The sequence below is a fragment of the Zooshikella sp. RANM57 genome (assembly GCF_050749885.1).
Lineage (GTDB): Bacteria > Pseudomonadota > Gammaproteobacteria > Pseudomonadales > Zooshikellaceae > Zooshikella.
The window spans coordinates 874943-894385 of the sequence record NZ_JBOIUB010000001.1 but is presented as its reverse complement, the minus strand read 5'-3'; the positions used below and the strand labels follow the sequence as shown (position 1 = coordinate 894385).

Genomic DNA, 19443 nt, shown 5'->3' with positions numbered 1-19443 from the left:
AGCATAAAAAAATTTAAACATATCCCCTCATAATGTTTTATTTTTTTACCTTATTAAAAATCCAATCATTTTAGTGATGCAGATCTACTTTCTAATCGTCAATTTTATTTACATCCTTATTCTTCGACTCACCCAGCTATCGTTTATTATTCCTACTTACTCAATATGACGTTTTTATGGCATATATGTTGCGTAATATATGTTCGCTTTAATCGTTGGATTGGATATTAAAGGACGAAATTAACAATGAAAGTAAATAAAGTAGTTTCAAAATTTTTTCTAATTGCTTCACTCAGTACTAGTTTAGCTGCAAATGCCAGTATTATTATTGATAACAATACAGGTGGGTACTATAACGACGGTATTGGGGATATGGCAGACTATTATGGTCCCTCTCAATTTCCTGGTGCCAATATAAGTGAAGGAGACCCTGTCATCAACCAAGCCGTTGAGCCAACTACTTTTGGTGCTGCATTCGGTAATGACTGGCTACATGGTGACTATAGCGGTGCTGGTAGTACATGGACCACCGTAAATAATATACCTGATACCTGGAAAATTAATCACGAAACAGCCATTGTCTATGAATTTACAACAAGCAGTTTCACTGATTTACATATTGATCTTGGGGTAGATAATGGATACTACCTTTGGTTTGATGGCCAGTATATCTCCGGAGCACTAGCACCAGGTCACTCTAATATCAATGAATATAATATCGACATTGCTAATGTTGCAACAGGTGATCACCGACTACAGATTTTACGTGAAGACCATGGCGTAGCTTCTGACTTTGATATTAAAGTTGATGCTAAATGTAAACCAACGCCAGTTCCTGCACCTTTTAGTATTGCACTACTTGCAACGGGACTATTAACAATATCAGTTCTTAGAAAACGTAAAACAATGCTTTAAGTTTTACCGTTCCACCTTAATTACCTATATGTATTGCACAGATAAACAAATGTGGTTAAGAGGATATCATCTATCCGATGAAAATAAGTGCTCCTAACCACTTCTGTGCAGTATCAACAAATACATAGCAAACAGCTCCTCGTAATAATCTTTACCCTTCACGAAAACACTTATTAATTTCAACATTACCACCAAACAAAACTAGCAAGTCAACCATACATCTTCAAACTATTAGAGCATTGTTTTATTGTTACTATAACCCATAATGAAGGGTATATAGTCTTTACTTGAGGTATTTAACACAAGGAAGGTAGTAACAATGAAACAAATAATACTATTTTTTATAATTTTAATTATCTCAAGCAACATTTACAGTGAAGATTTTTCTGACCCAAAAATCAAACAGTTAATCATTCAGCGATCTATTCAAGCCTATCCAGGTAATTGTCCTTGTCCTTATAACCTGGCGAGAAATGGTAGTCGTTGCGGTAAACGAAGTGCCTATAGCAAACCTGGAGGCTATTCCCCCTATTGCTATCCCTCTGATATCTCTGAGTCAGTAATAAGACAGTTCAGGGATCAACTTAAATTAACACAACAATAGGTACATTATTAAAGCGATTCTCACATACCTATTTTTTATTAATAATAACTGAAGGTTAGTTTATAATTCATCGTATGACAAAAATAACTAAACTGTCTTGTTTAGGCATATTAATAGCATACAGTTTCATATAGTTGATGGGATATGTTTAAAATATACTCTGAGTTCTCAATCTCTTCTCCCAGACTTAATAAGCTATCAACGCCATTGAAAGCCCCCCAAATTGCGCCGGCCATCGCACCGATAGTATCTGTATCACCACCTAAATTAAAAATATCAGACAGCATGCTTTCAAAACTGTCATCTCTATATTTTAATCCATAGTAAATCGCTGTTATACATGACTCTGTAGCTGTAATGCCATTACCCAAGGTCTTTTTTATACTGTCTTTTTTAACTTTTTCCGAAGCATTCATACAGTTAATGCAAAAGTCGATTTTATGGCTAAATTCCCTTGATGTGCACCAATCCGATAACAGTAATACAATAGAAGCAATAGGTTTATTTTTAAGTGCAGCTAAGACAGTGTGTGCTATAAGCTCAGCTCCCTCAATAGCCAAAGGATGTGCATGCGTTATTTCTGAGACTTTTTTTACACTCTCTTTCATCAACACCTCATCATGAGGAAAACACAATGCTACAATAGGTGCTCTCATAGCAGCCCCATTACCCAGAGAGCCTTCTTTATATTGTTTACGGTTTACTTGATGCCATTCAGCTCCACAACGTATTTGCTTAAGTAATGACGCTGCAGCAGGACCATAACCTCTTGACCAGCGATAGCTATTGGCGAATGCTTTAGCTAACGTATTTTGATCAATTGCCCCATATTTTAGGAACGTATCTGCCACATCTAAAGACATCTGAGTGTCATCGGTATACCTATACAATCCATCCTTTGTTCGCCCAATCAACTTCCATAATAGCCTTTCTATAATTCCCCCCTCATACGATGCTCCCAATGCATCACCTAATGCCAACCCCATAAAACATCCCTGATATTGGTTTAATTTCATCCTTATTCCCTACTGTTTATACTAAAGCTTGTTGACATTACTATTTTCAAACACTTTTTATCTAAATTTATAATAACAATATTAACCTTGATACAATTTAACACATATATTTTTACAATAAATCATTTTATTAAAATACATGATTTGTAATTTTATTCTCTTTGTATCCAAGTCAAATTTATTGAACCAATTGTCTTTATTTTGATGAAATAATTATTCATATAAAGGATAATTACACACCTATCAGTTGCTAACATACCATGAGTTCAAAGTAATTTGAGGCGAACTATGTGGTTGATAGTCAGGAGTGTTTCATGAAGATCATTTATAAACTAGGTATTTTATTACTATTGATAGGCTCATTATCGGGTTGCGTTTATTCGCATTGGCAGGTAGATGAGCCTGATTATTACCCAACCTCCAATAGTCAACCTCCCTCTCATCCATATAAGCGTCATGGCTACCATCACCCCGAATATCAATGCCATACCGATGCATTCGGTAAAAAGGCCTGTGGTTATGACTGTAAAGAAAGTGCTTTTGATGGTTGGATCTGTGCGTCTCATCCTGAAATGAACTGTGTGAAAGATGTAACAGATGTTAAATGTGGATATAACTGCCGAAAAGAATTTATGGATGTAAAATGTGATCAGCCCCCTCCACGACATCGATCAAGGCATAGAGGACCAAAGTATCAATGCAGGTCAGATGCATTTGGTAAAGAAGCCTGCGGTTATGACTGTAAAGAAAGTCCTTTTGATGGCTGGATCTGTGCCTCCCGTCCTGACATGAACTGTGTGAAACACATTAATGAGGTGAGATGTGGCTATAATTGCCGAAAAGAATATGGTGACATCATCTGTGATTACCCCGATAGATAAAAATGTATTTAACACATCAGGATGTACTTTTTTCCTATTTAAAATGCTGAAGCATTCATTAAAATAAACGCTTAAATATCAATTTATTTAAGCGTTTATTTTCTGAGTTCTTATTAGCTAAATTTTGCCTAAAGCATCAACAGCAATATCATATTGCCAATTATTTTTTTCATCTCCAAGTACCATACTCCCTTTACTGTCTTCAGCATCTAACATAAATGTTGGTTGCTGGACTGGGTCATCGCCACAAAGCACTTTAGTATTAACAATAAGTGATTTTTTCCCCAGCTCAGATATGAATGCGGAATATGTGCAGTTTTCATCTTGCACTTCTAACCACTTGTCTTTTGGTAACGTTAGCTCAAAAGATGCATACATTTTATCATTATGTTTTACCTGTAGATGGATTTTATACTCTTGACCTGCTATCGCATAGCTGCTTAAAAAAACCAGCAGTGAAGTACTTAATTGTTTGATCATCTTAAAAAGTATCTTTATGGGTTACTTACAAATTCTTCTCATCAGTATGACTAAATTATTTATTAAATAGTTCATAAAAATGGAAAAACCACCCTCGACTAATAATAAGTTTGTTTTAATAGAACAACTCATATTATTTTATTCAATTTAATAAGTATCTCTAAGCACCTATGCTTGAAACATAAACTATTTTCAAAATTAGTATAACCTTATGGACTACATCAGGTGATGAATTAGGCGACTTTTCCCACATTAGGGCAGATCAAGAAGGCTTAGAGGAAGTATGGTTTGACTTACCTAAACTATAGCTTTTTAAATCAACAGATTAACGAAGCATCACTGTTTAAAACTACAACAAAAAAAAGGCCATCTAATTTTGATGGCCTTTTTGCTTTCCTGGTAAAAAAGCAGCACTAACTGGAACGTTTTTCCTTTCGTGGTGCTCTTTTCTTTTTAGGTTTTCCTGCTGGAGACCCGCTATTAGGTTTCCCTTTTTTAGGGCTTGGCTTACGACGTCTTGGTGATCGCTCTACCACTTCATCCGTCAAGGTGATTTTAAGTTGTTGACCACACACCAGGGTTTTCTTCAAAGATTTTAAGATATCTTGAGGCAAACCTGCAGGCAAATCAACCGTACTATACTGCTCTTGAATATCGATACGGCCAATGAGTTTACTGCTGATATTAGCTTCGTTAGCAATAGCACCTACGATATTGTTGGGCTTAACGCCATGTTGATGGCCTACCGCAATACGGTAACGTTCCATCCCCTTATCAGCAGAAATGTCAATCTGCTTCCGCTTAGGTTCAGGCTTAAGCAGTAAAGGCTCATCACCTTGCACCAGCTTCGCCAGTGCTGCGGCAATATCCTGTGCAGGCACATTATGCTCTTGCTGATAGTCAGTTACGATTTGCAGGAAGAACTCCAAAGACTCTTCAGCGATAGTATCTGTAATTCGCTGCTTGAAACGACTAATCCGTTGATCATTAATGATTTCTGTAGATGGTAATTCCATCACTTCTATACGCTGCCGAGTTGCACGCTCTATGCTATGCAGCATCCGCTTCTCACGAGGTGCAACAAATAATATTGCTTCCCCTTTTCGTCCTGCCCGACCTGTGCGGCCAATTCGATGCACGTAAGTTTCAATATCGTAAGGAATATCAAAATTGATGACATGACTAATACGAGGTACATCTAACCCTCGGGCGACAACATCAGTAGCCACAAGTATGTCTAACTTACCTGCTTTTAAACGATCCACTGTTTTTTCACGTTGCTGTTGAGGGATATCACCATTCAAAGGTGCTGAAGCAAAGCCACGTGCTTCCAACTTTTCAGCCAACTCTAAGGTCGCAGTTTTTGTACGCACAAAGATGATCATGCCATCAAATGGTTCTGCTTCCAGCATACGGGTTAATGCATCCAGCTTGTGGACACCACTCACTAACCAGTAACGCTGACGAATGGTATCAACAGTAGTGGTTTTTACCTTAATAGCAACTTCGGTAGGATCAACCAGGTGCCTTTGCGCGATCCGGCGAATTTCATTAGGCATTGTCGCTGAAAATAGCGCTATTTGCCGCTCAGCAGGTGTTTGTTCCAATACCCACTCAACATCATCAATAAAGCCCATGCGTAACATTTCATCAGCTTCATCCAGCACTATTGTCTGTAGCTTATTCAGCTGCAACGTCCCACGCTTGATATGGTCAACGACCCGACCTGGCGTCCCCACCACAACATGAGCACCACGCTTAAGCTGACGCAATTGCCCACGATATTCCTGTCCACCATAAATAGGTAATACATGAAACCCTTTCATATGCGCTGCATAGCGTTGAAAAGCTTCAGCTACTTGAATAGCTAGCTCACGAGTTGGCGCTAACACCAACACTTGAGGTGCATTCAGCTCAAGATTAATACGAGACAACAGCGGTAGGGCAAAAGCAGCAGTTTTACCTGTACCCGTTTGAGCTTGACCAATAACATCCTGACCAGACATTACATGAGGAATCACTTGAGCCTGAATTGGAGAAGGCGTCTCATAGCCAACATCATCCAGTGCTCGTAAAACCGGAGGAATAAGGTTTAAATCGTGGAAACTGCGCGAAGAATTTTCATCAACAGACATTAAGAATACCTATACAAAAACACTCTAGTCAGGGCAGTTGTCTGTGGCATGGGCAAACCCTGAACAAAAATAAGGCGCGCATTATACGTGATTGCAAAAGGTTTGTATCGCTTTTTTCCTTTTCGAAGCGAAACCTTTGCCTCTCACATCTGCACCTTCTCTTTAATGTATAGACTATAACGGTCCCAATCAGTCACTTGTGCTCTACAAAATCACCGTTTCCTTCAGCAAATGTCCTGAAACCCATCAATAACATTGGATACTCAGGGAAAACTCATCATTGAAATATCCCTATGTCTAACAGCATGAGACTGGGGGGGGATTATAGCCAACGTCTTACACTTTGTTTGTATGCTTCATATTCATCCCCAAAAAGCGCAGACAGACATCTTTCCTCTGGCGCAATTTGAAAATGATTCATGTAAAGAACAAACACTGTAGATATCAAGAGAGAATAACCATTTGCAAGATAACACCCCCACCCCAGTAATATGAAAAAAAGACCAAGGTACATTGGGTTTCGAGTAAACTGATACACCCCTGTTTTTACCAAACACGTTGTATTTTGAGGGAACAACGGATTAACTGTAGTTTGCACACTTTTAAAATCAAAAACGCCAGCAGTGGCAACAGCTCCCCCAAAAATAAGACACAAACCTGTAAGTAACATTCTCACGCCAGCTAAGAATAACACGGGTGTAGTTAACAGTGACACCAACCACATTAATAATGCGACACCTAGAGCTACCAAAACGGGGGGAATTTTAAGTGACAGTGTTATTTTCAATGTATTATCTCAATAAGCACATCCGCAATAACATCTTAATAGCTTAAGCGGCTTAACTATTTAAACAAGTTAAACATCGAATGACTTAGATGCATCCTTGCATCTTGAATAAACTCATCCTATAAATTTAATGTCTTATATCAAGGTCATCATTACGCATGGCTTTCTGTTAATAATGGGCTATCTGTTTGCAATACAGCAGCAGAAGACACTTCACTACTCGCTTCTTGAGAACCCATTGAACTCATTGACTGTACCAATTGATTCAAACGACCCACATCATTATTGTTAACCCGTTGCTTAACTAGTGATTGGTGATCAACCTTAAAGTAAACACCATCAATGGATTTAAACATTAAGTTCCTATGCTTATTATCCTGCTGAAAGTGTTGTACAACCAACCCTCCTTTTTGATCCGCGACATCTAAGCGAAGCCAAATACTCTTACCCAGATGAATACTTTTACTGGAGTCTGCTAAGTCAAGGCTACGCGTTTTAATATCCTCGTACTTGGCATTAAACAATACGATATCCTGCTTTCCATCATCAGCGTTTGTATCTACAACCACCAATCCATCTGTCTTAGGTGTATAAATATAGACATCATGGCCATTCCCTCCAATCAAAGTATCATAGCTATAGACAGTGCCACCATTACCACCACCCTGCAAAATATTATTCTTATCATTCCCCGTTAGTCGGTCACCAAACTGACTACCCGCAAATGACACTAAATCAACATATGGGTGTATTCCAGTTGTGGCATCTCGGTCTACTACCACACCTTGTGCAGACATTGACGCATCAAACCCTGTCACCTGAAACTGATATTGATCATTATTCTGCACAAGTTTTAGGGTTAAATTGTCGCTGGTTTTAAAACGAACATGTTGCACAGACTCGCTCTGAGTCCAATACTTTAGCTTGACATTAAGTGTTCCTGAATGACCATCATTTTTATAGGTCGTGTGTTCCTCAATTTGTTGTTGATATTTCAAGATTAATTTTTCATAACGCTCAGTGTACTGTTTTACCGCATCAGAAAACGACTGAGCAGGAGGAACTCTGCTAGCAAAGGTTTTTAACCGTTCGACAGTAGGCTTACCCAATATTTTTTCAGCTGCAGAAGCATAAACCTCCCCATCTGATACCTCATAAACCTGTCCCTGAAAAGCAACAGTCCTTTCCCTCAACGCATTATCAAATGCCTGCAAAGACAATGTTTCATATTGGGATATTATATGTTTTAAAAAAGCAGCAATTTGTTGGAATTTTGCTTTATCTGCTGTCAATGATTCAATTTTTTGCTGTTGTGCTTGCTGGTTAACACGTGCGCTAAAAGTGATATCTTCGCCATTCACAGACAATGATGATAAATGGGATCGCTCTGCCCCTAGCACAATATAATCCATAGCTTTATCATGTGCACGATTATCAATTTCGACACTATTGGCTCTATCCAAATAAGACTGAACTAAATAAACGTCATTACCCTCGCCACCAACAAGCTTATCTACTTGCGCACTCGATCCATAACCGTTTAACACATTCGCCAAGGCATTACCTGTCAGCTGATCTCCCTTTGAGGTACCTGTTATTTGCCGAATATTTTCCATGCCTAGACGATTAGCATTGAATACAGCACCTGTTTCCTGTTGTGGGTCAGTAGAAGATCGATCATAAGCAACAGGCGTCAATAAGATTTTTGCATGTGTGCTCACCGCCTCTTGAGGATGCTCATTACTAAGTCCAGGCTGACGAGACACTACAGTCCTTTCCCCATTACCATTACTATGGTCTTCAGCACGATCTCCCAGTGTTGCCGAAACAAGCTCTCCCACATGGACTAAATAACCGTCTTGGGTTTTTATTTGTAAATGCTGATAATGACTGCCTTTAAACCAATTTTGGATACGCACATAATGTGTTTTCTGTTGTTTATCTTTATAAACCACCAACACATCATCACTCCAGCCCCATTTTTCCCTACCTTCTTTAACCTGCAATTTATACGCAGTAATAGCATTAAGTTCTGCATTAACAATCAGCGTATCCAAGCCTGGTTGTGTTGAGTCATCAAAATTATTAATGGTTAACCATTCTGCAGCGTTTTCCCCTGCGATATAGGTATCTGCACCTTGATCCCCAGACACCATAATTTGCTGTGGGCCTAAAATAAATAAATCATCACCAGCCAGTCCTTTCATGGTGTAGCTGTAGCTTGACAACGGCGCTCCAGCCGTTTGCTGTTGAATGGTTTGAAAAACATTATTTTTATCATTCCCTTCATAGGTTCCATTTCTAGACCCCTCGTCAGTATTTATCCCTCCTCCTTCATTACGTACAATAACCTGCTTGGTATTAATTGGGATAACCCACAACATTTTGACTGTTCTGGATTCCATCGTGATTTCAGGGGACTGACCGATACCTAATACAATATTTTGTACACCCTCTGTGTTTACAGAAAACGTCTGTCTTTTTTGTTCTCCTGACGTATCAACCATATTGTCAATAATTAACGAAGAATCATAACCCGGATCACCCAGTTTAAACTGTAAATTACCGCCATAATAAGAAGCTGGAGCACTCGCAAAATCAATGGTTGCTGGACCATTTTCATCTGTTTGATAAATACTAAAATAATTCCGATAATCTGACAGTAATGACAGCAGTTTTACATCTTCTCGATACTGATCTTCTAATGCTTCACTTTGCTGTAAAGCATTCATAATATTGCCTATCGGATGGAACTCATAAAACAGTTGCTCAATACCATTACCAAGACCTTCAAAAAATGCATCAGCACGCTGTTGCCAAGAAGCATCATCAGGTAATTCACTCAGCGCTTTTTTCACATTGTCGTATAATGTGCCAAAACCTAGTCTGGCAATAGTAAAGCCTATCGAAAATGCTTCAAATAAAGGTGACAGAGGAGAAGGTATCGATGCTAATGCACCTGTTGCTGTAGCAAAAAAATCAAGCACAAAATTGACTGTACCCCTCACTTTATCAGGATCTTTTAAATCCTCACTCATGCCATGGATACCCAACCCCACACCAATTAATGGTGTAGCTTTGGCTAATAACTTGCTAAACGCACGTATACCCGCAGCACCCGTACGACTAAACTGAGCAAACGAATTGGCTAAAGCAGGAGCCGCATTACGTGCTGCTATTTCTGATAAACCATTTGCCGTAGAAGCCGTGGCTTTCGCTAATAAATCCCCCGTACCCGTTAAAATTTTAGGGGGCATATTGGCCAGTTCACCAACACCATAAAGGGTCATTGCAGAATTCGCCGCGATAGCCTTCGCATCCCCTTTTGTTAAAGCATCAGACAGACTTTCCATCCCTTTTAGCGTCATAAATATACCTAACGCTCTTGAAGTACGCGCAGTTCCCTTTGCAAACTCCTGTCGAAAACCATTAATGACTTTTGTAGTACGAAACTGGTTTTGGTCAGTGTTTATACGCTGCGTTTTGCGTTGCCCTGCATCTTGATACTCAATAACAAGCTTACCAGAAGATAAATCAGTGCCTTCAGCAAACCCCACAAAATCTGTTGCCTGTTTTCCTAAAGAAGTCAGCTTTTGTTCAACTAAGTTTTGAATCAACTTTTGATCATTCAAACGAGCCGCTTGAAGTGTTTTCGCAGGACTAAAAAAAGCATCTGCATCCACTCCCAAAGCAGAAGTGCGAGTCTGACTCATTTGGCTCAAGGCATCTTCAATTTTTATATTTTTAATTATATCAGTATCAACCTGGCTTAATGGCTTTTCTCCCTCACCCAATGTAAATACCTGTTCACTAACACCGCCTGAACCGTTGGTTGTTACAACCACCTTATGTTGATGATCGCCAGCTTTCCAAATAACCTGACCATCCTCCATAAAACGCAGTGTTTCTTTTTGTCCCTGAGCATTCACTTTAACAACAGTGTCTTGTGCTGATATTATCACTTTAGCTTCAGGCTTAGTTGCCGCAATTTGTTCTGCAACTTGTGTCACAAATCGACTACCCTGCTGGCTATCAACGGCACCCAATCCACAACCCACTAAACTGATTTTTTTAGGTACAACCTGTTGTAATCCATGCTCTAAAAGTTTGCTGGTTAATTCCTCTGGACCCAAGCCTGCTAACGTAGAGCCATGCTGTAACAACGGATTATTGAGAGTAGCTTCTGAGTGTCCAACCAACAACATTTGATCATTGACTGTCATGGGTAATGCTGAAACAGGTTGGCCTGTTAGTGCATCCACTACTTGCCCTTGTTGAGGGTTCCACTGTAGCCATTTCACCTTATTAGCTGGGTATTTATGAAATAAACGTAACGCAGCATTAAAACTAACAACATCGCCATCCAGCTGGACAATAACATTATTTGAATATTTACTACCCGCAATTGACGATTGATCGCTCAATCGCTCTACTTGCCTTGTGGATGGACGTCGCCAATTTGCAGCCGTTAATACACGATAGTCTGTTAATTGACTCGCCGTAGGTTGTTTAAAATTTGCCTCATAAATGACTTTAACACCGTTTATTTCGCTCGGTTCAAGCCAGTTAGTTTGCTTAGTATTTATATTTTCATTGGTTCTAGTTCCATCACGATAACTAACCGCACTTTGTTGGAGCTTAACAGTACAGGAACTACATGCAGGTTTTGATATACCTATTGTTTTGTCTGTTAATGAAATATCGTTATCTTTAAAATACCTTAATAGTTGCATTTCTGCATGAGGTTTAGCAGCATCATTAGCATTTTGTGGCGTATCGCCTATACCAATAAAAACAACCCGATCAAAATCAGCGACACCTTGTAGCTCCGCTTGCAACTGATCAACCACTGCCACTCTGTTAGCAGCATGGCTACGCTGATCCGCATCCTGAAATAACGAAAATGATAAATATTTATTTTTACTATCAAGCCCAGTAAGCTTTTTCGTATTCGGGTCAATACTTACACCAAGTCTAGATTTAGTATTAGACGCTACATAAAGTGTTTTATCAACAAGTGTTACAGCCACTGTCTCATAATTGATCTCAGTTGCATCTCCTGTGGCACCCCGTCCTTTGGTTTCTGGTGATAATTGCTTTATTTTAGTAATAAGCTCAGGCGTCGCATTTGGAATTTGCTTAGGGTTTAAAAGATAATCCTTAATTTGCTCGACGGTTAACTGATCTGATCCTGGGAGATTTGCTAATACTTCCTTGGCTTGATTAACCAGTGATCCCTCTGCGTAGGCACGAATATTAAGTTGTTGACCTTCTTTTAAATAAGGTTCCCAAGCTTCAACATGTTCACGAACTTTTGTCTCAAACTTTTTTTTAGCTTCAGTAATTTGCTTGTTTTTTGCTTTATCAGGTATAGCAACACCCTCTAACCATGAATCAATATGCTCATTAGAATATGCAGAGGCTAATATAAAATTTGCTAATTTATCTTCAAAGCTAAGCGCACCAATATTTGCGCCACTGTTTACAACTTCATTTGTTTCACTATCAGGCACGAGTTTATCCTTACTACATTAAACAACTAAAAACTCAGTGAAAATAACTCCCCGTAAAACCAGAGTGGAGAGAGTAAAGGGTATTATCCCATACGAGAAATAAATACAGATTTTTGGGACGTTAAAATCTCTAAGCAGCCACACAAAAGAAAATATGTACATTGCCTGCAACGAATAAAAAGATAGCAATGCAAGAGAAAAGCATCAAAACCGAATAAAATCAACCCACTCTAAAAATAAATAGATTCACAGAGAAAATCAAACACAATATAAACACTTTTAAAAAACATTATTCCTAAAATTTAATAGAGCGATACACTACGAACACACAAACCATACAATTATTATTTTATTTTCATACTAATTATGGCAACAAGAAAATCAATAAACAAAACTTCAAATAATGTTAAGAATTCTCGTCACCTACGTTCATTAAGATGCTTATAGTTATGTATCTATGAAACATTCTACTTTGGGAACATTAGCATTTGTTTCAGATGTTAAATCATTATCACTTTGCATAATGGATATTAGAAACATAAAATATCTGATGTATCTAAACTCATTGCAGTCAATTCAATGTTGCATCGATAGCAAGTTTCCATTACACCTTTTAGTAGCCTGATGTTTACGAGAGCTGTGTCAAATTTTAGTGTCAATCAGTAGTCTAGCGGATAGAAATCAGTCTTGATAAGTAACAATAAATATACCTTTAGCTAATCCACCCGATCTATTTTCAAAGCGATGAGGCATTGAAGCGTTAAATGTAACCATTTGACGGGCTTTTACCGTAATCACCTTGTGAGCAACACAAATATTTAATTGACCTTCTTCTAACCACAAATATTTTACTGATTTTGGAACATTCGCCGAAAAAGCTGTTTTGCCAAACTCGCGAAAATAAAAATGATAAAAATCGATAGGCACTTGCCCAGCTCTTGCCATTAGCTGATGGCATACAAAGGCACTACCTCGCTTACTGATAATATTATCTTCTAAGGGCTCTACTACTTGCACATCTTGCGATCCTCTTGGTAGCTCAACAAGATCGCCCAGTCTTACATTCATTGCTGTTGCAAGCTTCGCCAATACCACAATTGTGGGGCTCGTCTGGCCACCTTCTATTTGAGATATCATCGATCGGCTTACCCCTGACCGATCGGCTAAGGATTGAAGGCTTTCTCCATTTGCCAGCCTGTAACTCTTAATAAAAGCACTTATATACTCAAAACTCATAGCAATCTGTCCAATATATTGGAAATATTCCTTTATACCGTACAACAAGAGAACAGCAAAAGATACACTTAGCCACTGAAACAATGACCAACTTTTACCAAGGATACAATCATGTCAAATCGTGTAGTCGCCATCACTGGCGGTAATTCAGGAATTGGACTCGCAATTTCAGAATGTTTCTTGCGAAATGGTTTCAATGTCGCTATCTTCGCTCAATCAATTGAACGAATGCAAAATGTACAAAAAAAGTTTCCTGACAATGTTCTGATATTTTCTGGGGATGTAAGCTCTACTACTGACGTGCAAAAATTTTACAACAAGTGCAACGAGTGTTGGGGAAACATAGATGTTGTTATTGCCAACGCAGGTGTAGCCATATCAGAGAACATACCTGAGGTTAGCGAGGAAAGTTTTGACAAAAGTATAAGCATTAATTTTAAAGGTGTATTTTTTACTGTTCAAAAATCCCTCCCCTTTCTCAATAAACAGGCCTCAATTATATTAGTCTCATCCATTCAAGCTCAGCGAGGTGTGGGTATTTGGTCAGTGTATGGTGCGACAAAAGCAGCTGTCCGCTCTTTGACTAGGTCATTTGCTCAAGAACTTGGTAGTAAAGGAATAAGGGTTAACGCTATCTCCCCTGGCGTGACTGAAACGCCTATTTTAGATAAATTCGGTTTTGATAAGGATAACCTGACAACTATTCTTCAACAGGTTACTGCTAATACCCCTCTTGGTAGAATAGGTCAACCAAATGAAATAGCTGAAGCTGCATTATTCTTAGCATCCGAATCAGCTTCATTTATAACGGGCGCTGATTTACAAGTAGATGGCGGATTAGCTCAAATATAAATTCTTTACATAATGTGTTAATGAACGCCCTGTTTATCGCAAGGATGCGACAAACAAAGCTATTATCGTTTAAATGATTCTTTATCATCAAACTTGTTAAGTATTTCCTAATAATCACACAGGTCCGTCATCACACTTCGGAATATTGTCCAGGCATTCATCCCAGCTCGCTTTACTGGAAACAAATATATGCGCATTTGGTTTTATCAATAATTGACTATTCAAGCTACCTGCGGGAACCACCAAAAGCTTGCCATTCATTTGTACACTGGGTAGTGCAGAGCCACACACCGAACAAAAACACTTCACATGTCGAGTTGATGATAGGTTAAATAACGTAGTTTTATCCTCACCTGATAACCATGTAATCTTGGCAGTGGTTGAAAAAAGATTTGCAGCATGAGCTGAACCGGTATCTTTACGACATCGTTTACAGTGACAGAGATAGAAACTTTCAAAATCACCATCAATTTTAAATTCCACATCGCCACACAGACAAGAGCCAAAATGTTCAACACTCACTTACAGATTCCTTTTTTGCATCTTCACTCGCAGCATATATTGCCAGATATACGATTTCTTTTGAGTTATCGTTGTGGTGGGACAAGTGTAAGATAGATATGATTAATGATTGCTTGCCCTGATTTATTGCCTGTTCGTTGCGGAAGTAAAATCAGTTTAAACGCTGTCGTGGAAGTGTTGACTAGCCTAGACCAAAGTTTGGAAATATTCAACACCTGATGCAGCCCATCAGAGTTAATATCTGATTGCGGACGGTTTCCATAAAATGATAACCCTCCAGCCAATACTGATGGCAGTGCAGAATCTATGGCTTTTAGATACACCTCATAATTAACACAATGTGTATCACCAAAAATACCATCGAAGTGGAGATAAGCCAAAAAAGATAACTCAGTTTTTTGTAAAGCTCGGGGTAAAACAAGATCAGCCTCGACTTTATCACCTTGCAGGGTAATCGTTTTTTTTACCTGAGCAATCAGATTAACACTTTTAATACTCATATTATCAATCCATATCGACTGATTGCATCGACTCTAAATTGAAAACCACAAAAATTTAAGCGTTAATAATAAAGACATCAATATGCAGATATAAGACAATACCTTTGTTTCAGCAGGTAAACAAGCGCGCTCATAAATCAATAACACCGTAAAAATAGCCATGAGGATTAAGCTGTGACCAGCAATCACCAACGCAGCCATGATATGCCAACAACTGCTCAGGCAGCGTAAGCCCATTTTAAGACCATAATGAATACAGTCGAGGTAAGCACGCCAGCCATTAATTCTTAACGGCATGCCGATACCGCAACTAAGCATTGCTTTACGCCGATGATAGCTAAAACACCAAAGCCCCGCAGCCAGAAAACCAACAGCGCCAAGCAACTGGCGATAGAAGTCTGTAAAAAAAACGGTATGCAGCATTAGCCCATCAAACAATTCCACAACAACGCCAGCCAAACTCCAGATAAAAAGGTAGCCCAATAGAAAAGAAAAAATTGATCTTTCTCTACGATATCGGGGCAAAGCATAGACAACAAAACGTAAAGCACTGCTCATAAGTGGTAGCATCATCGCTAACACCATCAGCTGCCAATGCCAAATTCGTAATAAATGGCTATTGAATGCGCTATCCGTCGTATGGCTATGAGTAGTATGGTGTGACACCTCCGTTACAAAAGAAGGTAACACCAGCCATAACCACACGACGAGACTAATGAAAATAAATCGCCAATGGGGATTATCTTGCCAATAGTGATGGTTATGTATACCAGCAATAGCCATTAGTCAGAACACTCGCAGTAAAGACTAATACGCCCTACATTTACTTTCATTCGCTTATCAAGAGGGCGTTGTGGTTCAAAACCAATGAAAGTGGAAATTTGGGCACCTCAAGTCTATCAATATCCGTTTCAGGTTTGGGATAGTTAGGCTGATAGGTATATCCGAGTTCCTGTGTATTAACGACCTGGCTGTTTTTCATGGTCACTTCCTCGCCCTTAGCATTATGGAAGCGAAACTCAAAATTTTGCCATATTGCAGATTGTGGATTTTCACGCCCCTGGCCAAAATCCAACCACACTTGCCAGAGCCGGTCGATGTTGGCATGGTGCAACCAGAAAATTGGATCAAGCCCAGCAGTGTCTGGATTACCCATTGCCCCACCAATGTCAGTATGTACACGGTTGTGCGGCAATGACTCCAACTGACCTGTTCGACGGCCACTGTGACTGAACCCCGTAGTCCCTCCACCAAAGTCCGTGGATATTAAATTCCCGGTAAACTCAAGCTCATTCATTGCAGGCCAAGGGTCAACGTTGCTTGACACGAGCGTGTTGTCAACTCGACCTTGAATCCATAAAAATGGGGTTTTGGGATTAGGTTCTACATTACCAAATGCAGGAGGTATATTTAGAGCCTGCTCTCGCTGAGATTCAGGCAGCTCTGTATCATAATAATCACAGTAATTCCAAAAAGGCAGCGTCCAATCTGCAGGCCCACCTAAATCAACGATGGTTTTGGCAACAATTTGTTCAAAGAAATGCAAGTACATTCGATGCCAGGATAAGAAATACCAAGTCCCATGCTGACATTGATCCCAATAGTCACTTTCTAGCAACGCGGATGATGGAGGAAAACCTGGCGCTGGACGCCAAAAATCTAAAGCCTCTTGATAATCTTCCTCAGATCCATAATTTCTGCGGTTAGGATAGCCATGAATGCCTGCTTGATACCACCAACTGCTAGGATCACTAATATCCCGTTTTTTCATCTCTTCCACTGCTTTAGAATACCAAAGTAAGGTATCGTCTTTTAGATCATACACATTTTGACGTATTCTCATTGTTATGCTCCATGTCAGCTATAAGCGAGCAGATAAAAAAATCACTCTTTCCATGCTTGCATGCGTCAATGATAAAAAGAATAGAAGAGAATTATAAATTTACATATTCATATAATTTTGCAGATAAAAAAACTTATGTGAATTTTTATAAAATGACATATCTACGACATAATAAAGACCATAATATTTAGCTTAATGCACTGTAATTTATGTAATTCACAGTCCACTTTTACGAATATCATCACCAACGAGCTCGTATTTCCCTTCACGAGATTCTATTAAATACAAATCAAATTTTCCTGTTTCTCGCAAATGGGCTATTCCCTTGTTAAAACGTCTTAATCTTTCTTTACTTTCTGGCTTTATTTTTGGAAACAAGAGATGCATTGATGTTAAAGGTTTAAGAGGCTGTGGATGATGTGTCACACGACTTACATCTTTGTTTGAAAATAATTCTCGTAATTTAGCATAACCAGCTTCAATGTCTGATGGAAACAGGTCAATGCGCTTAACCAGTAATTTTCGCCAATTAAGTTCATCAGAATAAACCCATTCAACTTTAATTATTCCTTCCTTTGAGGCGGATAAAAACGCTTCTCCATAGTTGTAAGAATTAGTTCCTCCAATCACAAACAATTTTAAGTCATTCATAGACTCCCAATCAAAATCAGTCTGCTTAAGGTGAAAAAACACATAGCCATACTCACCTATACTGTCGCTATATAAATGATGTTGTTCTCTTTCAGGCTTATGACTCCATGGAAATGAAGCATCCATTTCACCACGTTCAGACATTTTGAGTACACGACTCCAAGGAAAAAAATGAAAAACAACTTTGTCACCTGAAAACTCAAATGCTTCCTTAACAATACGAGCCGTTACTCCATAATATTTTAGTTGTGTAGAGACGTATGGAGGCCAGTCACCAGTGGCTATCACGAGTGTTTCTGCTAGGACAGAAACAGGCATGATCATCAACAAAACTAAAACTGCTGCTCTAGCTTTATTCCATATCCATCTCATACAAAATGTTCCTGTTACGGAATAGCTATAAAAAGAGAAACATCAGCTTCGTAAGTATAGTCAGAGCAATCGTATATAACTTTATCTTAATAAAAGTCATTTTCTAAAGCACCTTTGTCCAACGTCTGCATAACACCTTTTAAACACACCGTAACCATTGCTACTAGACATATATTTATTAGTTATATTTTAAAAACTGCTACTCATTAAAGTGCTATACATAATGAATTCGATTTATCACAGCTACAATTATATTATTAATTAATGACTTAAGAATAGGCACTTTGAGAATGAAGTTACATACTTTAGTATTTCTTGCTTTAGTATCATCAAGCGTAACTTTTGCAGCAGGAGCTGAAACGAATGAAGTGAGTGTTCTTATTTCGAGCAACGATGTTTCAGAACCCTTTGGATTTGGAGGTCAATCAAAAGGAGTTATTGCTGATACTTATAAAGCGATATTCAAGGATACAGGGGTAAATACGCTCATTGTACCTATGCCTGACCAACGAATAAAAAATCATATTATAAAGGGTACATACAAGAACTGGCTTAGCTGGGGAGGCATGTCGTGGTTTAGAAACTCAAAAAATATCTACTATTCAAAACAACATCTATTTGTTTCAAATGACATTATTGTTTTTAATGCGAAACCTACTGCAAACAAAATCACAACGAATGCTTTAAACGATTTAAGGCTAGGAAAAATATCTGGCTTTTATTATCGTTGGATAAATCAGAATACAATAACAAATATTGCCACTGTTGAATCTGCATTTTCAGCACTACATCGAGATAGAATTGACTGTTTTTTATTTGCATACCCGCGTATAGAATATTATTTTGCTAAATACCCCAACATTGCTCGTGGATTGAAATACGATTATATTACCAACTTGAATGAAGAAAAAATCTTTTTGATTTTTGACCAGAAACTTCCATTAAAAATCAAGTCATTAATTGACACTCAGTTAGTCAAGCTGATCAGCGACGGTACTATCGCCAGTATATTTAACAAATATCACTTGCCGTATACCCAATAATACTTTCAACCCCTATACACTTGGTACTGCTAGCCTTATAAATCAGACTAGCCCAGTCCGTTTCTAACCAGAAACGAGATAACTTCAACCTAA

At 38.6% G+C, this 19443-nt stretch carries 16 protein-coding genes; 5 read left to right on the top strand and 11 right to left on the bottom strand.

The window, feature by feature from the left end:
* Window positions 1-246: 246 nt before the first annotated feature.
* Together ACQ96U_RS03410 and ACQ96U_RS03405 are read left to right on the top strand one after the other, a co-directional pair.
* Entirely contained in the window at window positions 247-915 is a 669-nt protein-coding gene (locus ACQ96U_RS03410; RefSeq protein ID WP_431719828.1) for a hypothetical protein, read from the top strand.
* Window positions 916-1234: 319 nt separating this feature from the next.
* Window positions 1235-1519: a hypothetical protein gene (locus ACQ96U_RS03405; protein WP_431719827.1), complete on the top strand. Its 285-nt coding sequence runs from the start codon at window positions 1235-1237 to the stop codon at window positions 1517-1519.
* A 110-nt stretch (window positions 1520-1629) separates the two neighbouring features.
* On the opposite strand, the gene ACQ96U_RS03400 is transcribed toward ACQ96U_RS03405, so the two are convergent.
* Window positions 1630-2535 (bottom strand): ADP-ribosylglycohydrolase family protein, encoded by a 906-nt coding sequence (locus tag ACQ96U_RS03400; protein ID WP_431719826.1) that lies wholly within the window; start codon window positions 2533-2535, stop codon window positions 1630-1632.
* A 314-nt stretch (window positions 2536-2849) separates the two neighbouring features.
* Between ACQ96U_RS03400 and ACQ96U_RS03395 the strand changes: the two genes are divergently transcribed.
* On the top strand, window positions 2850-3416 hold the full coding sequence (locus tag ACQ96U_RS03395) for a hypothetical protein (RefSeq protein WP_431719825.1): 567 nt from the start codon (window positions 2850-2852) through the stop codon (window positions 3414-3416).
* A gap of 117 nt (window positions 3417-3533) precedes the next feature.
* On the opposite strand, the gene ACQ96U_RS03390 is transcribed toward ACQ96U_RS03395, so the two are convergent.
* The 5 genes from ACQ96U_RS03390 to ACQ96U_RS03370 form a co-directional block, all read right to left on the bottom strand.
* Complete coding sequence (locus ACQ96U_RS03390) at window positions 3534-3896, bottom strand: hypothetical protein (protein ID WP_431719824.1); 363 nt, start codon at window positions 3894-3896, stop codon at window positions 3534-3536.
* A 413-nt stretch (window positions 3897-4309) separates the two neighbouring features.
* Complete coding sequence (locus tag ACQ96U_RS03385; protein WP_431719823.1) at window positions 4310-6031, bottom strand: DEAD/DEAH box helicase; 1722 nt, start codon at window positions 6029-6031, stop codon at window positions 4310-4312.
* A gap of 322 nt (window positions 6032-6353) precedes the next feature.
* A complete protein-coding gene (locus tag ACQ96U_RS03380; protein WP_431719822.1) occupies window positions 6354-6818 on the bottom strand; it encodes a methyltransferase family protein in 465 nt (154 codons plus the stop codon).
* Between the two features lie 152 nt (window positions 6819-6970).
* Window positions 6971-12331 carry a C80 family cysteine peptidase gene (locus tag ACQ96U_RS03375; protein ID WP_431719821.1) on the bottom strand — a complete coding sequence of 1787 codons (5361 nt, stop codon included), beginning with the start codon at window positions 12329-12331 and terminating at the stop codon, window positions 6971-6973.
* 681 nt (window positions 12332-13012) lie between these two features.
* Window positions 13013-13567 (bottom strand): helix-turn-helix domain-containing protein, encoded by a 555-nt coding sequence (locus ACQ96U_RS03370; protein ID WP_431719820.1) that lies wholly within the window; start codon window positions 13565-13567, stop codon window positions 13013-13015.
* Window positions 13568-13678: 111 nt separating this feature from the next.
* Between ACQ96U_RS03370 and ACQ96U_RS03365 the strand changes: the two genes are divergently transcribed.
* The gene (locus tag ACQ96U_RS03365) at window positions 13679-14419 is read left to right on the top strand and encodes an SDR family NAD(P)-dependent oxidoreductase (RefSeq protein WP_431719819.1); all 741 of its coding nucleotides are present in this window, start codon (window positions 13679-13681) and stop codon (window positions 14417-14419) included.
* A gap of 114 nt (window positions 14420-14533) precedes the next feature.
* On the opposite strand, the gene ACQ96U_RS03360 is transcribed toward ACQ96U_RS03365, so the two are convergent.
* The 5 genes from ACQ96U_RS03360 to ACQ96U_RS03340 all read right to left on the bottom strand — a co-directional run bounded on the left by ACQ96U_RS03360 (window position 14534) and on the right by ACQ96U_RS03340 (window position 18307).
* Complete coding sequence (locus ACQ96U_RS03360) at window positions 14534-14941, bottom strand: GFA family protein (RefSeq protein ID WP_431719818.1); 408 nt, start codon at window positions 14939-14941, stop codon at window positions 14534-14536.
* Between the two features lie 65 nt (window positions 14942-15006).
* Window positions 15007-15441, bottom strand: a complete 435-nt coding sequence (locus ACQ96U_RS03355) for a hypothetical protein (protein WP_431719817.1) — start codon at window positions 15439-15441, stop codon at window positions 15007-15009.
* 33 nt (window positions 15442-15474) lie between these two features.
* Entirely contained in the window at window positions 15475-16224 is a 750-nt protein-coding gene (locus ACQ96U_RS03350; RefSeq protein ID WP_431719816.1) for a DUF2182 domain-containing protein, read from the bottom strand.
* A 46-nt stretch (window positions 16225-16270) separates the two neighbouring features.
* The gene (locus tag ACQ96U_RS03345; protein ID WP_431719815.1) at window positions 16271-17284 is read right to left on the bottom strand and encodes a tyrosinase family protein; all 1014 of its coding nucleotides are present in this window, start codon (window positions 17282-17284) and stop codon (window positions 16271-16273) included.
* Window positions 17285-17500: 216 nt separating this feature from the next.
* Window positions 17501-18307 (bottom strand): substrate-binding periplasmic protein, encoded by an 807-nt coding sequence (locus tag ACQ96U_RS03340; RefSeq protein WP_431719814.1) that lies wholly within the window; start codon window positions 18305-18307, stop codon window positions 17501-17503.
* A 290-nt stretch (window positions 18308-18597) separates the two neighbouring features.
* Here ACQ96U_RS03340 and ACQ96U_RS03335 point away from each other — a divergent pair, with 290 nt between their 5' ends.
* Entirely contained in the window at window positions 18598-19350 is a 753-nt protein-coding gene (locus ACQ96U_RS03335) for a substrate-binding periplasmic protein (protein ID WP_431719813.1), read from the top strand.
* The last annotated feature ends 93 nt before the right edge of the window (window positions 19351-19443 follow it).

What these genes read in the sequence shown, in the direction of transcription:
- ACQ96U_RS03410 (WP_431719828.1), top strand. Translation starts at nt 247, where the DNA reads ATGAAAGTAAATAAAGTAGTTTCAAAATTTTTTCTAATTGCTTCACTC.
- ACQ96U_RS03405 (WP_431719827.1), top strand. Translation starts at nt 1,235, where the DNA reads ATGAAACAAATAATACTATTTTTTATAATTTTAATTATCTCAAGCAAC.
- ACQ96U_RS03400 (WP_431719826.1), bottom strand. Translation starts at nt 2,535, where the DNA reads ATGAAATTAAACCAATATCAGGGATGTTTTATGGGGTTGGCATTAGGT.
- ACQ96U_RS03395 (WP_431719825.1), top strand. Translation starts at nt 2,850, where the DNA reads ATGAAGATCATTTATAAACTAGGTATTTTATTACTATTGATAGGCTCA.
- ACQ96U_RS03390 (WP_431719824.1), bottom strand. Translation starts at nt 3,896, where the DNA reads ATGATCAAACAATTAAGTACTTCACTGCTGGTTTTTTTAAGCAGCTAT.
- ACQ96U_RS03385 (WP_431719823.1), bottom strand. Translation starts at nt 6,031, where the DNA reads ATGTCTGTTGATGAAAATTCTTCGCGCAGTTTCCACGATTTAAACCTT.
- ACQ96U_RS03370 (WP_431719820.1), bottom strand. Translation starts at nt 13,567, where the DNA reads ATGAGTTTTGAGTATATAAGTGCTTTTATTAAGAGTTACAGGCTGGCA.
- ACQ96U_RS03365 (WP_431719819.1), top strand. Translation starts at nt 13,679, where the DNA reads ATGTCAAATCGTGTAGTCGCCATCACTGGCGGTAATTCAGGAATTGGA.
- ACQ96U_RS03355 (WP_431719817.1), bottom strand. Translation starts at nt 15,441, where the DNA reads ATGAGTATTAAAAGTGTTAATCTGATTGCTCAGGTAAAAAAAACGATT.
- ACQ96U_RS03350 (WP_431719816.1), bottom strand. Translation starts at nt 16,224, where the DNA reads ATGGCTATTGCTGGTATACATAACCATCACTATTGGCAAGATAATCCC.
- ACQ96U_RS03345 (WP_431719815.1), bottom strand. Translation starts at nt 17,284, where the DNA reads ATGAGAATACGTCAAAATGTGTATGATCTAAAAGACGATACCTTACTT.
- ACQ96U_RS03340 (WP_431719814.1), bottom strand. Translation starts at nt 18,307, where the DNA reads ATGAGATGGATATGGAATAAAGCTAGAGCAGCAGTTTTAGTTTTGTTG.
- ACQ96U_RS03335 (WP_431719813.1), top strand. Translation starts at nt 18,598, where the DNA reads ATGAAGTTACATACTTTAGTATTTCTTGCTTTAGTATCATCAAGCGTA.